General features: G+C 60.1%; 17 protein-coding genes. 11 read left to right on the forward strand and 6 right to left on the reverse strand.

Annotation, left to right across the window (positions count from 1 at the left end; all coding sequences use genetic code 11):
• The first annotated feature begins 39 nt into the window (after positions 1–39).
• From PQR54_RS10055 to PQR54_RS10080, 6 genes are read left to right on the forward strand one after another with little or no spacing between them, the layout of a single operon-like run.
• A complete protein-coding gene (locus PQR54_RS10055) occupies positions 40–837 on the forward strand; it encodes a transporter substrate-binding domain-containing protein (protein WP_408245235.1) in 798 nt (265 codons plus the stop codon).
• Positions 838–850: 13 nt separating this feature from the next.
• The gene (locus tag PQR54_RS10060; RefSeq protein ID WP_408245236.1) at positions 851–1,528 is read left to right on the forward strand and encodes an ABC transporter permease; all 678 of its coding nucleotides are present in this window, start codon (positions 851–853) and stop codon (positions 1,526–1,528) included.
• A gap of 3 nt (positions 1,529–1,531) precedes the next feature.
• The gene (locus tag PQR54_RS10065; RefSeq protein ID WP_408245237.1) at positions 1,532–2,299 is read left to right on the forward strand and encodes an ABC transporter permease; all 768 of its coding nucleotides are present in this window, start codon (positions 1,532–1,534) and stop codon (positions 2,297–2,299) included.
• 60 nt (positions 2,300–2,359) lie between these two features.
• On the forward strand, positions 2,360–2,980 hold the full coding sequence (locus PQR54_RS10070; protein WP_408245238.1) for a type 2 periplasmic-binding domain-containing protein: 621 nt from the start codon (positions 2,360–2,362) through the stop codon (positions 2,978–2,980).
• Positions 2,981–3,009: 29 nt separating this feature from the next.
• On the forward strand, positions 3,010–3,765 hold the full coding sequence (locus PQR54_RS10075; RefSeq protein ID WP_408245239.1) for an amino acid ABC transporter ATP-binding protein: 756 nt from the start codon (positions 3,010–3,012) through the stop codon (positions 3,763–3,765).
• Positions 3,766–3,810: 45 nt separating this feature from the next.
• Positions 3,811–4,416 (forward strand): hypothetical protein, encoded by a 606-nt coding sequence (locus PQR54_RS10080; protein WP_408245240.1) that lies wholly within the window; start codon positions 3,811–3,813, stop codon positions 4,414–4,416.
• 34 nt (positions 4,417–4,450) lie between these two features.
• On the opposite strand, the gene PQR54_RS10085 is transcribed toward PQR54_RS10080, so the two are convergent.
• On the reverse strand, positions 4,451–5,104 hold the full coding sequence (locus PQR54_RS10085; RefSeq protein WP_408245241.1) for a helix-turn-helix domain-containing protein: 654 nt from the start codon (positions 5,102–5,104) through the stop codon (positions 4,451–4,453).
• A 128-nt stretch (positions 5,105–5,232) separates the two neighbouring features.
• On the opposite strand from PQR54_RS10085, the gene PQR54_RS10090 reads away from it, so the two are divergent.
• The gene (locus PQR54_RS10090; protein ID WP_408245242.1) at positions 5,233–5,679 is read left to right on the forward strand and encodes a GNAT family N-acetyltransferase; all 447 of its coding nucleotides are present in this window, start codon (positions 5,233–5,235) and stop codon (positions 5,677–5,679) included.
• A 56-nt stretch (positions 5,680–5,735) separates the two neighbouring features.
• Positions 5,736–6,113: a Rid family hydrolase gene (locus PQR54_RS10095; protein ID WP_408245243.1), complete on the forward strand. Its 378-nt coding sequence runs from the start codon at positions 5,736–5,738 to the stop codon at positions 6,111–6,113.
• A gap of 54 nt (positions 6,114–6,167) precedes the next feature.
• Here the strand turns inward: PQR54_RS10095 and PQR54_RS10100 are convergent, their stop codons facing one another.
• Positions 6,168–6,578, reverse strand: coding sequence for a DoxX family protein (locus tag PQR54_RS10100; RefSeq protein ID WP_408245244.1), 411 nt, complete (start codon positions 6,576–6,578; stop codon positions 6,168–6,170).
• Between the two features lie 119 nt (positions 6,579–6,697).
• Positions 6,698–7,612: a LysR family transcriptional regulator gene (locus PQR54_RS10105; protein ID WP_408245245.1), complete on the reverse strand. Its 915-nt coding sequence runs from the start codon at positions 7,610–7,612 to the stop codon at positions 6,698–6,700.
• 184 nt (positions 7,613–7,796) lie between these two features.
• Here PQR54_RS10105 and PQR54_RS10110 point away from each other — a divergent pair, with 184 nt between their 5' ends.
• Complete coding sequence (locus PQR54_RS10110; protein WP_408245246.1) at positions 7,797–8,660, forward strand: NmrA family NAD(P)-binding protein; 864 nt, start codon at positions 7,797–7,799, stop codon at positions 8,658–8,660.
• 260 nt (positions 8,661–8,920) lie between these two features.
• Positions 8,921–9,325 (forward strand): VOC family protein, encoded by a 405-nt coding sequence (locus PQR54_RS10115; RefSeq protein WP_408245247.1) that lies wholly within the window; start codon positions 8,921–8,923, stop codon positions 9,323–9,325.
• Positions 9,326–9,375: 50 nt separating this feature from the next.
• Here PQR54_RS10115 and PQR54_RS10120 read toward each other — a convergent pair whose 3' ends face one another.
• Positions 9,376–10,227: an alpha/beta fold hydrolase gene (locus PQR54_RS10120; RefSeq protein ID WP_408245248.1), complete on the reverse strand. Its 852-nt coding sequence runs from the start codon at positions 10,225–10,227 to the stop codon at positions 9,376–9,378.
• A gap of 126 nt (positions 10,228–10,353) precedes the next feature.
• On the opposite strand from PQR54_RS10120, the gene PQR54_RS10125 reads away from it, so the two are divergent.
• The gene (locus tag PQR54_RS10125) at positions 10,354–11,175 is read left to right on the forward strand and encodes a LysR substrate-binding domain-containing protein (RefSeq protein ID WP_181196480.1); all 822 of its coding nucleotides are present in this window, start codon (positions 10,354–10,356) and stop codon (positions 11,173–11,175) included.
• A gap of 30 nt (positions 11,176–11,205) precedes the next feature.
• On the opposite strand, the gene PQR54_RS10130 is transcribed toward PQR54_RS10125, so the two are convergent.
• Together PQR54_RS10130 and PQR54_RS10135 are read right to left on the reverse strand one after the other, a co-directional pair.
• Complete coding sequence (locus tag PQR54_RS10130) at positions 11,206–12,135, reverse strand: CobW family GTP-binding protein (protein WP_408245249.1); 930 nt, start codon at positions 12,133–12,135, stop codon at positions 11,206–11,208.
• A complete protein-coding gene (locus PQR54_RS10135; RefSeq protein WP_408245250.1) occupies positions 12,132–13,790 on the reverse strand; it encodes an amidohydrolase in 1,659 nt (552 codons plus the stop codon). Before PQR54_RS10135 ends, PQR54_RS10130 begins: the two co-directional genes overlap by 4 nt.
• Positions 13,791–13,810 lie beyond the last annotated feature (20 nt).

Consider the following 13,810-nt stretch of genomic DNA (forward strand, 5'->3'; position numbering starts at 1 on the left):
GACTACCCGGGGCGCAGCAATCGCGACGAGAGAGTTGCCATGTCACACACCCTGTTTCGACGTTTTCAAGGATTGGTCGGTTGCGCGCTGACGGCGGCAGCACTGGTCATGTCGGCGCCTGCCTTTGCGGCCGGCGACACACTGAGAGTCGCTACGGAGGGCACGTATCCGCCGTGGAGTTTCAAGGACGCCTTGGGCCAGCTACAGGGTTTCGACGTGGACATTGCGAATGCCCTTTGCGCGCAGATGAAGCTGAAATGCCAGATCGTTGCGCAAGCATGGGACGGCATCATTCCTGGCCTTCAGGCCAATCGGTATGACGCCATCGTCGCGTCGATGTCGACAACGCCGGCGCGACGCAAACAGGTTCTGTTCACCAACAAGTACAAGGACACGACGTCCAGTTTCATCGCGGCAAAAGACAGCGGCATCAAGGACGTCTCTCCCGCGGCGCTGAAGGGCAAGCGCATCGGTGTTCAACGCGGCTCCTCCCAACACCAGTGGCTCGTCGCCAACGGCTACGACAAGGCGGCCTCGCTCGTGCTTTACGACGACACCCGTCAACCGGAGCTGGACCTCGTCGCGGGCCGTGTCGACCTCATCATTGGTAATAAGGCGACGTTCTATTCCGACTTCTTCAAACGGCCCGACTCGAAAGACTTCGCTTTCATCGGACCTGAATTCAAGGGCGGCGTACTCGGGGACGGAAACGCTATTGCCGTTCGCCTCGACGACAGTGAGCTCTGCAATCGTATTAACGCAGCGCTGGCCGCAATCATGGCGAACGGCACCTACGACCAGATCAGAAAGAAGTACTTCCCCTTCTCTCTGATGTAATGCGGGAGCCAGCATGGTCAACTTCACTCTGAACGGTTATGGCGGACTCATTCTGCTAGGGGCGCTGACGACGCTGCTGGTCGCACTCGCGGCCACGGCGATCGGCTCGGTAATCGGGATTCTCATGGCAGCCGCCAAGCTGTCGCCGATGCGGATTCTCAGGCAGTTCGCCGGCGCATACACGACCACCATACGAGGTGTTCCGGACCTGCTGGTCATTTTTCTGGTGTACTACGGCGGCAGCGCAACTCTCTCTCATGTGCTAGGCCGATCCATCGAAATCAATGCGTTCGGTGCAGGCGCCGTGTCGCTGGGGCTGGTATTCGGGGCCTATGCGACGGAAATCTTCCGGGGCGCAATTCTGGAAGTGCCGCGCGGCCAGTTCGAGGCCTCCGCGGCACTCGGATTGACGGGCGCCGGGAGCTTTGTCCATGTCATCGCGCCCCAGGCGTGGCGGCTTGCCGTGCCTGCTTTCGGCAATCAGTTGACCGTATTGCTGAAAGAAACTGCGCTGGTCTCGCTGGTCGGCCTGGAAGATTTGATGCGGCGAACAGGCTTTGCAGTCGAGGCGACAAATCGCCCGTTTTTCTTCTACCTGGTTGCCGGCGTGCTGTACTTTGTTCTCAGCTTCGCAATGACAAACGTTTTCAGCACGGTTCGTCGCAAGACATCGACCGCATTGGCGAGGTGACGCATGTTTGATTTCTCATTGCTCATCTCGAGCTTTCCGCGTCTGCTGGCTGCCTTGCCCGTCACGCTGGAGCTGTTTGTCGCCATCGTCGTAGTGGGTCTCATTGTGGGTGTGCCCACGGCGCTCGTGGGATTGAGTTCTTCCCGGGTTCTGAGCGGTAGCGTCAAGTTCTATATCGGCGCGTTCCGCGGCACGCCGGCTCTCGTGCAATTGTTCTTTCTCTACTACGGATTCGGCCAGTTCTCCTTTGTTCGATATTCCGTAGTCTGGCCGCTCTTGCGTGACCCATTCACCTGCGCGGTCATTGCCTTGGGATTGAATTCGGGCGCGTATACGGCGCGCATTCTGATGGGGGCGCTGTCCGCCGTACCGAAAGGTATCGTCGAGGCTGCCGAGGCGCTAGGCTTGAGTCGAGCTTCCATGCTCACTCGCATCAAAGCGCCCATTGCCATTCGTATTGCAATCCCGGCCTATGCGAATGAAACGATTTTGAACCTGAAGGCGACGTCGCTGGCATCGACGGTGACCATCATGGAATTGACGGGGACGTCGAAGCTGCTGGTGAGTGAAACCTATGCGCCCTATGAGATCTTCGTCGGCGCGGGAGTGATCTATCTCGCGATGACGTTTTTCCTCTCGCACGCGTTTCGGATTCTCGAGTTGAACATTGCGCGCAGAACAGGGAAGGACGTCAATGTGCTCAATTCACGGAAATCCAGGCAAGCGGCGATGCAGAAGTCTTCAGATTCTGGAGACGCTCACGCAACCTAGTCCTCTTATGGCGCATTTATATAGGTGCACTCACGCTCTCGAGTCCACTAAGCAAAGTTAATGGAGAAACACAAATTGCTTCGGTTTCTGACACTTGGACCCAGTGGTAGCAATCACGAGTTCGTGACTGCCCGATACATTCAACATCACGGTCTGGAAGAACGGGCGTCGATGGCGCTGGTGTTGAGCTTTGACGACGCAGCACGAATGGTAATCGACAGTGATGCCGACTATATCGTGCAGGTGGCAGTTCATCCTTCGACGGCGGACATCGTTGCGAAGTACCGCAAACAGCTTTTTGTCATCGACGCCTTCGTCTCCGCCAGCCAGGACATGGCTGTGGTAACTCGAGTCGACGTCGACACACCGCGCACGCTCGCACTTCAGCCGGCCACGCGGGACTATGTCAATACAGATGGACTCACGCTCATTCCGGAGACCTCGACAGCATCGGTTGCGAATGGACTGCTCTCGGGAAAATACGAGAGCGGTCTGACGTACTCGTCCCTTGCTACCGAGAATCCTGCTCGCTTCAGAATCGACGAGCGGATCGGTACGGTCGACGACCCCTGGATTGTCTATGGCCGTAAGCGGCTGTCCGACGGCCAGGTTGTCGCCTGGAAGGAGAGCCCGGCGGCTCAGGCATTCCACGCCCAGACACTCACGCGGCTCGACACCTGAGCCGCACGACAATGCACAGGACTTTCGCTATGAATACGATCCCGCACGGCGAATTCGCAATATCCATCAACGAACTCTCGAAGAGTTTCGGCGAATTCAATGTACTCAATTCTATTTCGCTGAATGTCCGCCGAGGCGAAAAGATCGTTCTGTGCGGGCCGTCCGGCTCCGGCAAATCGACATTGATTCGCTGCATGAACCGACTGGAGAGGCACGACTCGGGCGATGTCCACGTCGACGGAATCAAACTCACCGACGATGTGAAACACGTTCGCATGGTACGGGCCGATGTCGGCATGGTGTTTCAGCATTTCAATCTGTTCCCGCACATGACGGTACTGCAGAACTGCACTTTGGCTCCCATGCGTGTTCGTGGCCTGAAGCGGAAAGAAGCCGAAACACGCGCCCTTGAAATGCTCGAACGCGTTCGCGTGGCGAGTCATGCGGGGAAATATCCCTCTCAGCTTTCCGGCGGCCAACAGCAGCGGGTGGCTATTGCAAGAGCGCTTTGCATGTCGCCCACCATCATGCTGCTCGATGAACCAACATCGGCGCTCGACCCGGAGATGGTCAGGGAGGTGCTCGACACGCTGACGCTGCTCGCGCAAGACGGCATGACCATGCTTTGCGTCACACACGAAATGGGCTTTGCACGGGCCGTGGCCGACCGCATTCTGTTCATGGATCAGGGGGAAATCGTGGAAGACAACGAGCCCGCTCAATTCTTCGACGCGCCGAAGACGGAGCGAGCGAGGCGATTTCTCAGTCAGATGATTCACAAGTGAATACGTAACGTCGTCCCCACACGCGCGAATTTTAAGGAGTAACGCATGGCCACAATCAGATTTGGCACTCTCGGCCCATCCGGAACGAACCACGAGTATGTGACTCGTCGTTACATCGAATTCCACGGACTCGAGGCGCAAGTCAAACTGTTTGATAATTTCGACGATGCGCTAGCCGCGTTTGACGCCGGCGAAATCGACTATCTCATTCAATGCGCGGTTCATCCCGATACCCCGCGTGTGATGGGCAGTAACTTCCGTGAACGGTTCGTTGTCGACACCTTCATCTCGCCGAGTCAGACATTGGCGATTCTCACGCGTAAGGACGTGGGCAAGCCGGAAACCATCTCGCTTGTTTCCCCTGCAACCGATGATTACGCGGACCTCAGCGCATATTCAAAGCTGCTTCCCGCGGTCTCGATTCCCGTGGCTTTCGAACGGCTGATGAAGGGAGAGTGCGATTCCGCGCTGGTCTACCGGTACTATTTCGATTCGAAACCGGAGACGCTGCGAGTGGACGCCACTATCGGCTCGCCCGATGACGCCTGGATTGTGTACGGCCGGGAGCGTGTTGGAGCGGGAGAGATTGTCGCCAGCCGGGAGAGCGCGGTGGCAAGGCAATTCGCGGAACTGCAGCAGTCGCAACGATAAACCGACTCGTGCGACAGGGTATGCGCTCTATTTTCTAGCTGTATTCCCGAATGTTGAAGAACACGGCGAGAAACTTGACCGGTACGCTCTCGATTTCTTCTGGACCATGCGCCGCATTCGGGTCGAACAGCAGGCTGTCGCCGGGCTTCAGGTCATAGAGCCGATTGGCGTATCGGTACTTCATCTTGCCTTCGAGTACGTGAAGGAACTGAATACCCGTTGTCTGATGGGTAGACCACGGCTGGGACTTTTCGTCGAGCGTAACGACATACGGTTCCACGGAAAGATTGCCCGACAATACGTGGCCGACGAGCCGATAGATGTGGCCATACGATGAGCCTTCCCGGTCCACAGTCACGCCTTGTTCCGCAGGCACGAACGAGCAGTCGTGGCGCTCACTCTGGTCGACAAAGAAGCGCGATACGGGTTTGCCCAATGCATTGGCGAGCCGCGTAAGCGTCTCTATAGACGGTGTAGCCGTGCCTTTTTCGATTCTCGAGAGCATCGAATGGGAAATGCCGGCCATTTTCGCGAGTGTGCCCGAGGCGATTCCCGCTGAGGTTCGGAAGGCGTGAATCTGTGCAGCGAGAGCACGGGACACTTTCTCTACTGCAGGGTCCGTCTGCTTCTCTATTACCTCGATGTCCGGAGATTCCTCAGCGGATGGCTGACTCTGATTTTTTGGCATGGTGCCTTCAGTGAACGAGCAGTTCGAAGATGACGACGTGTTGCCATTATATGAGGCATTGCCGTGGATGAGTGCCGCGTCAACGGCTTTTTGGCGCGCCGCGCGAGATAGTAAAGGAGATTACCCTGATGCGTATTCGCCCTGTTGCACCGACCGATGCGCGATCCGTTGCGCGCCTTGTGGAAGAGCTTCTAGTAGAGCTTCACAATGGCGAACTTGAGCCCGCGGACCGGGTGTGTGTCGCTGAAGCCGTTCTGGCCCAAACGGATCGCAGCTTTGGATATCTGGCGCTCGAAGGAGATAGTCCGGTGGGCGTGCTGCTCATGACAGAAGGCATGGCAATCTACGCGGGCGGTGCCTTCGGACAGGTTACCGAGCTGTACGTCCGACCGGAATGCCGGTCTGGTGGATTGGCTGCGGCGCTGGTGCGCGAAGCCGCGAGGTTCGGCAAGGAGCGCGGATGGAAACGACTCGATGTAGGCGCGCCTGGCCAACCGCGTTGGGCGCGAACGCTTGCGTTCTATCTGTCCGCGGGTTTCATCGAGGTTGGACCACGATTGCGTCTAGACTTGTGATGCTGTTCGTCGGGTCAATTGGCTGCACGAGAACACGAACTTCACCGAGGTTAAAAATGAGCAAGATTGAGCGCCTGCGATTGCCCGAAGACGATGCAACGTTCGGCGGCAATAAGATTTTCGACCTCTTCCAGTATTCGCCTGCCGTGTCTGCGAACGGTCTGGTCTTCATTGCGGGGCAGGTCGGATTGCGAGCGGACGGGACCATTCCGGAGTCGGCTGAAGAGCAGATTGATTTGGCGTTCAGGCGCGCCGAAGTCATTCTTCAGAATATCGGTCTCGACTTCACCGACCTCGTCGAACTGGTTTCGTATCACGTGGACATCGCGTCACAACTCGCTGATTTCCGGGCGGTGAAGGAGCGTTACATCCGTTCCGACTTCCCGCATGGACGATTCTCGGTGTGGCATCGCTGGCGCGTCCCGAGTTGTTAGTCGAGATCAAGATGGTCGCGGCGCTGAGGAAGTAACGCGCGAAAGCGCAACATACTATCGGGCTGTGCCGTCGCGCCGCTCCGCCTTGCCGCCGAAACGGATCTGCCCCGGCCCGGCAATCGCGATCGTGCCGAACAGAATCAGCAGCATCCACGCGAACTGGCCTTCCGCCAGCGACCAGTCGCGATGGACGAAGCCCAACGCGACCACCGTCACGATGAGGATCGGCAACGCAGCGAGCCGTGTCGCGATCCCGAGGATCATCAGCGGCGGACAAATGACTTCCGCGAAAATCGCGAATACTATCGACACGGTTCGGCCCAGATGAAATGGATCTTCGATCGCCGCCGCCTGGCTCGCGTAGTGCATGGCTTTCGGCAAGCCGTGAACCACGAGAACGAGCAGGCTCGCGGTCACTCGTAAATACAACAGTCCAAGATCCGCCGTTGTTGCCCTTGATTTCACGCGCGCTTCCTTGCACTCGCCTAGATTGAGCGATCATAGGCTTGCGCGGCGTAAACCTCCTTTGAGATTCCTTAAGTGTTCTTAAGCGCCAGGTATTGCCGCTAACCGGCCTATCTGGACTAACCCGTTCTCGTCAACGCGACGATAAAGTCGAGAAATACCCTTGTCCTGGCCGGCGTGTGGTGCCGCGACGGATGGTACGCATAGAGCGGGAAGCGCTCGTCCGGCCAGTCCGGGAACAGGTTGACGAGCCGTCCCTCCCGGATCAGGTGCCCGCCTCCGAGCAGAAGCATCTGCGCGACGCCGGAGCCAGCCAGACACGCGTTGAGGAGCGCGCTCGGATCGTTCACCGTAAGCCGTCCATGCGTCTCGACAACAATCTTTTTGCGCTTGCGATGAAATTCCCACGGATACGGTTTGCCGGTATCCGGGTTGCGGAATTCAAGGCACCTGTGCATTCCGCGACCCAGTTCCTGAGGCTCCGCCGGCCGCCCCATACGAGCGAGGTACGAGGGCGATGCGACGGTGACCACCGCGGTGTCAAGGAGCTTTCGCGCAATCAGACTGGACGAGCGTGGTTCGCCAAATCGCAAGGCCAGATCGAAGCCGTCCATGACGAGGTCGCCGAGTTGATCTCTGGCAATGAGTTCGAGTTCGAGCTCAGGATGCGCGTCCATGAATTCGTCGAGCTTCGGGCCCAGAATAATTCGCGAGAAAACCGGGTCGAGATTGATCCGCAGCTTCCCGCGCACTGTCGCGGCGCCTCCTGCCGCGGCTGCGGCCGCTTCCTCCATGCCCCTCAAGTGCGGCATGACCTGCTCGTAGAAGCGCCGACCCTCTTCAGTGAGGGAAACGGCGCGAGTCGTCCGATTGAAAAGCCGTGTTTTCAGCCGCCGTTCGAGTCGAGCGATGGCCCGGCTGACTCCGGGCGGCGACATGCCCATCAATTCGGAAGCGGCCGCGAACGTCCCCGCATCGACGACGGCGGCGAATACGCTGATACCGCTAGAGAGATTCTCGCTGGACGATCTCATGGGCGCTGCTTCCTGGTCATTGGCTGCCTCTGCACAGTGCGTCAAAAACCGCACTATGACGCATTAGTAACCAAGAGTCACTTCACAAGTGTCATTCGTGTCATTTAGTTTCTCATCGCGGTTGCCCACAATCCATCCCAACAGTGCGTTTCAACGTTATTTATCCACGCAAGGAGAAGCTGCAATGTATGCAATCACAGGGATAACAGGAAAGGTCGGCGGCGCGGTGGCGCGCACGTTGCTCGCCGCGGGCCAGCCGGTGCGCGCGGTTGTACGCGACGCCACTCGGGCACGCTCGTGGGCAGAACGCGGCTGTGAAGTGGTGACAGCCGACATGGACGACGCGGCGTCCCTTACCGCCGCTTTCGAGGGCACGCAGGGCGTCTTCATTCTGCCGCCGTCGGAGTTCGATCCGTCGCCGGGCTTTCCCGAGGCGCGTGTTGTCATTGACTCCGTGCGCGGGGCGCTTCAGTCGGCGGCGCCCGGCAAGGTGGTTTGCCTGTCGACGATCGGCGCGCAGGCCACCGAAACTAATCTGCTCACGCAACGTACTCTGATGGAGCAGGCGCTTCGCGATCTGCCGATGCCCGTGAATTTTTTTCGTCCCGGCTGGTTCATGGAAAACGCCGCATGGGACGTTGCGCCGGCACGGGACAACGGGGTGATCCCCAGCTTTCTGCAACCGCTCGACAGGGCTGTGCCGATGGTCGCGACCGCGGACGTGGGTCGCGTTGCCGCACAACTGCTTCTGCAAACCTGGCGCGGCGTGCGTGTCGTCGAGTTGGAAGGGCAACGCGTGAGCCCCAACGATCTGGCGCAGGCATTTGCCCAGGTGCTCGGTCGTCCGGTCCGTGCGGAGGTAGTGCCGCGCGAAACGTGGGACGCGCTGTTCCGATCCCAAGGTATGAAGGAACCGTTGCCGCGTATGCGCATGCTCGACGGGTTCAATGAAGGCTGGATCTGCTTCGAAGGCGACCCGGCAGATGTCGTCAAGGGCGAAGTGGAACTGGAAACCGTTCTGCGGGATCTCGTTTCGCAAGCGGCCTAACGCCGGCGTGTCTGGCGACGCTTGCAGGATGACGCGTCGCCAGCTGCTTGCGCTCGTCTATCGGCTCGCGGTCTGATCGACGGGCGAGAAAACGTGAGCAAGCCGCGCGCAAGTTCGCATCGCATGACCGGAAACGCCCGTAGCACGGGCCTGAGCGGCCGATAGCGCGAGCCGGGCGATGCGAGTATGGAATGTGAGCTTTTACTCGTAACATCCTCCGTACGGAACGCAGCGAGCGATCCGATTCAACGGAGATCGACATGACCGATATCACCACCAGCATGAAGCTCAATCACGTGAGCTTCCCTTCATCCGATGTGAGCGCCACAGCCACCTTCTTCGAGGACCATCTAGGCTGTACGGTCGCCGCGCGAGGGACGAGCTGGTTTCTGAAACGTCCCGGTTTCGACATCGTGATCGATGACGCCGCCGACCATCCGGTCGAGTGGCCGCACAACTTCCATATCGGCTTCGAGCTGGCTTCTCTCGACGAGGTTCGCGCGCTTTACGAGCAGATGGCCGGTGCCGGTGTCGTGATGAAAACCGGCGTGTTCAAGCATGAGCGCGGCTCGCGGTTTTTCTGCGAGGTGCCCGGCGGCGTTCTCGTCGAAATCAATACGCGCTCGGATGCCGACGAGAAATATCGCGGCACCTTCGACCTCTAACGTTTCTCGACGACCGTGCCGCCGAACGCCGAACGCCGAACCGCGCGGAATCAGAAGCTCACGAACGCCTGCACGAGCCGGTTAAAAGCGCCGGCGTTCGACACATTCATGCCGTGCGACGCACCGGCAATGGTTTGCCGGTCCGCATAATCGATCCACTCCGCGAGCTTGTCGACGTTGTTGCGGAACATGCGCGGGCTGCGCTGGCCGTCGATCAGCAGCGTCCTGCATTTCACGCCGCGTGCGGTATCGTGGGAATAGGCGGGCAACGGATCGCGGAGCTGCTTGGGCAGCGTGCCCGCGTTGTCGATCGCCATGGTGCGGAACGCAATCGGACTCTTGCGCCACGCTCCAGGCATGCTCACCGAGTCGACGAAAAGCTCCAGGCCCGCGTCGATCTGCTGGCTCTCGATGAGTTCAGCAACGCGCGCACGCAGCACATTGGTCGTGGCCGGCAGCGCCGCCTCCGGCATGCCGTCGATCTGCAGAGGACCGCCCGGATCGGCGAGCGTCAGCGTCTTCACGAGCCGCGGATAGTCGCGCGCAACATGAAACGCGACACAGCCGCCGCGCGAATGGCCGACCAGATGCACGGGCCCAAGATCGATCGCCTCGATGAACTCGGCCAGTTCGCCGACATGCGTCTGCCAGCCGAACTCGCCCTGAATGCACGCCTCGCTGGCCGGCCAGTAGTGGCTCAGGCTCACCGAGATGCAGCGGAAATGCTGCGAGAGCGCCGCCGTCTGCGCATTCCAGTAGCGGTAGTCGCACAGCGAGCCGTGCACGAACACGAGCGGCTCGCCTTCTCCACACTCGACGTACGGCACGCAGATGCCCGATGCGATGGTCGCAAACGACAGTTCGGGTACGGCAAGCACTGAGAGGTCGGTACGGGCGTTCATGGACAGGCTCCTTTGCGGCCACTATGCCCCATGTCGCAACTTTAGAAAATCGCGTAATATTGATCGAATCTATTCAATTTTCTGATACCAGACCCCTTGAAAGCCCTCGACCTGGACGTGATGACCATGATCGTCGCCGTCGCTGACACCGGTAACATCAGCCGGGCGGCGGAAGTCGTGCATCGGTCGCAATCGGCGGTGAGCATGCAGATCAAGACGCTCGAGACCGCGCTGGGCAAGCCGCTGTTCGTACGCAAGCCGCGAAACGTGGTGCCGACGCAAGACGGCGAAGTCCTGCTGACCTACGCTCGCCGCATGCTGGCTTTACGCGACGAGGCTTGGGCGGCGGTGGTTCGGCCGGACGTGACGGGGCGCGTGAGCATCGGCGTGCCGGACGATTACGCGTCGTCGCTGCTGCCGCCGATCCTCAAGAAGTTTTCCGCGACCTATCCGAAGGTGGAGATTCAGGTCGTCGGGTTGCCGAGCGTCGCGCTCGCGCCGATGGTGAAAGACGGCTCCGTCGATCTGGTGTGCGCGACGCGAGTCAAGGGTTTGTCGGGCGAATTCATTCGCCATGAACCCATGGAATGGGCGGCCGCGCCGAGCGCGGATGAAATATGGCGCGAGCGGCCGTTGCCGATCGCCGTGTTCCTGCCGGGCAGCGTCGCGCGCGAGAACGCGATTCGCAGCCTGGAGCGGGCGAAGATTCCCTACCGCACCTCGTATGAAAGTCCGAGTCTGCTGGGTCTGCTGTCGATGGCCGAAGCCGGTCTCGCGATCGTGCCGCTCGCGCGCTGCGCGGTGCCCGCACACTTCACGCTGCTTGGGCGCGCGCACGGCTTGCCCGAAATCACCGCGCTGGAAATGGTGCTGGCGCGCAGCACGGCTTCGAATCGTCCGCCGTGCGATTTTCTGGCGGAGAAGATTGTCTCCGAGTTGAGGCGCTAGCTTTCTCGACGTGCGTCCGGTTGGCCGGAGTCATGGGCCGATTTCCGCGGCTTTGAGCGCCGCTCTCGCAGTCGATTCGTCTTCCCGATCGAACATGCCGATCAGCACGATCTGCGATTGCGTGGAAGCACAAGCCGGCGACGCGCTGATCACCACGCGGTTACCGACCACATGCAATTCATGCAGCGCGCCTTCGCTCTCCAGTCGGACAAAACCTTTTGCACGCAACAGCTTTGCCGAGAAACTCCGCAGCGCGTCCTTGAGTTTCTTGCGGCTCAGGTAAGCGTCGGTGACAAACGAAAAGCTGCACAGATCGCGCGGGGTGGGAGAGGGGGATATTGGCATCGTGCCGATAGGGCGCGCCGGCTGCACATGCCCCTCGAAGATCAAACCAAGCGGCACGGCTGCGTGCGTGGCCTCTACGATGACTCGACTATGCGCCAAGGCTTCAATGCGCGCTTTGACAGCCTCGCGCGCGGACTCGCCAAGCAGATCCATCTTGTTCAGCACGATGGCCGTGGCGCCCGCGATCTGCCGCTGCGCGATGTCGCCGACATAAGGATCGGCCAGCGTCTCTTCGACGCGCTCCGCATCTACCAGCACGACGATGCCGTCCAGACGAAACGCGCGATCGAGCAAGCCGATCTGCGCGATGCGCACCGGGTCGGACACGCCGCTCGCTTCGATGATCAACAGATCGGGTGCGTCAGTGCGCGAACTGATGGCAAGCAGCGCCTCGACCAGCCGGCCGCCGATCGAACAGCAGACGCAGCCGTTTTCCAGATTGATTACATCGTCGGTACGCTGGCGAATCAGCGAAGCGTCGATATTGATCGAGCCGAAGTCGTTGACGAGGACGGTGACGCGCCGCGATCCGGCGTTGCTCAGAATATGATTGAGCAGTGTGGTCTTCCCCGCACCGAGATAGCCGCCAATTACGACGAGCGGAATCGCACTCATCCCGCCGGCGCCTGGAAGATGCGGCCGCCGAGCACCGTGCCCCACACTTCCAGATCCTTCAGACGTTGCGGCGCGACTTCGGCCGGGTCTTCGTCGAGCACCGCGAAGTCCGCGAATTTGCCGACTTCGATACTGCCCACCAGATGATCCATCTTGAGCGTGTAAGCGGCGCCGAGCGTGATCGCGCGCAATGCGTCGGCGATCGGCACGCGTTCGCTCGCACCGAGCACGCGCCCCGACGCGGTCTCGCGCTGCGACGCGCACCATGCGGTGAAGAGCGGATTGAGCGGCGTGATGGGCGCATCGGAATGAAACGCAAACGGAATGCCCAGACGGCGCGCCGATTCCGCCGCGTTCATCCGATTCGCGCGGTCCGCGCCCATGGTTTGCGTGTAGTGCGCGTCGCCCCAGTAATAGATGTGGTTCGAAAAGAAATTGATGCACAGGCCGAGGCTCGCCGCGCGCGCGAGCTGGCTCGCGTCCGCCATCTGACAGTGCTGCAGCGTATGCCGGTGATCGCGTCGCGGATGAAGCGCGAGAAGCCGCTCGAACGCGTCGAGCACGAGTTCGGTCGCCTCGTTGCCGTTGGTGTGCACGTGCAGTTGCAGGCCCGCTTCGTGAAAGGGCGTGAACACCTCGACGAACTGGCTCGGCGGAATCAGCCACAAACCGTTGGGCTTGCCATTCAGATAGCCGGGCCATTTCAGGCGCGCGGTAAAGCCCTGAATCGAACCGTCGACGATAAACTTGACGGGCCCGAAGTGCAGCTTCGGCGTGGCGGTTTCCATCGCCGAGAGCACCCGTTGGGCGCCGCCTTCAGGGCTGCGTTGCGGCGCGAAGGCGGGCACGATACGCACGGGAAAATCGGCATTCCCCGTGATTTCGCGCAGATTGCGATTGCCCTGTTCGGAGAAGTCGTTGACCAGATCGGTGGCGGTCGTCACACCGGCGAGTTGCGCGACGCGGCCGAAATTCCAGATGGCCTTCGTGCTTTCGCTCGCGGCGATCGAGAGGCCCGCGCCGATCACGCGGTAGATTGGGAACATCGCGGCGAACTCCTGCAACTCGCCGGTCGGCTGTCCGCTTTCGTCTTTATCGATGCCGTCGATATCCGTTTCTTCATCGATGCCGGCGCGCGCGAGCATCGCCGAATTGACGTTCATCAGGTGCACGCTCGCATGCAGGATCACGATGGGCCGCTCGGCCGATACCGTGTCCAGTTCGCGCACGCTCAGGCGTTGGGTGCCGAAGAAGATTGGATCGAAGCCCCACGCGAGCAGCGGGGCGTCGGCTGACGTCATTTCGGCTTGCGCCGCCTTCAGACGCTCGATTACGGCGTCAAGCGATCTCAGGCCTGGCCAGCGCCGGCCGTCGGGGCCGCGACGGTCGTAGTAGCCGACATAGACGGCGTCCCACATCGCGCCTTCCATCAAGTGGCAGTGGCCTTCGACGAAACCGGGCATCAACACTTTATCGCTGAACGTATCGACGATTTCCGCATCGCCCCATTGCTTCACATCGTCAGCGTCGCCTACAGAGAGAATCTTGCCGTCGCGAATCGCCACATGCGTCGCATAGGGTTGCATGGGATTCATCGTCACGATCTTCTTCGCGACGAAGACTTGTGTAGGGCGCTTCTCGTCTCGTTGAGTCATAGGTCAGTGGTTGAGGTTCG

The organism is Paraburkholderia phytofirmans (assembly GCF_046028095.1).
In the GTDB taxonomy this organism is placed as follows: domain Bacteria; phylum Pseudomonadota; class Gammaproteobacteria; order Burkholderiales; family Burkholderiaceae; genus Paraburkholderia; species Paraburkholderia phytofirmans_A.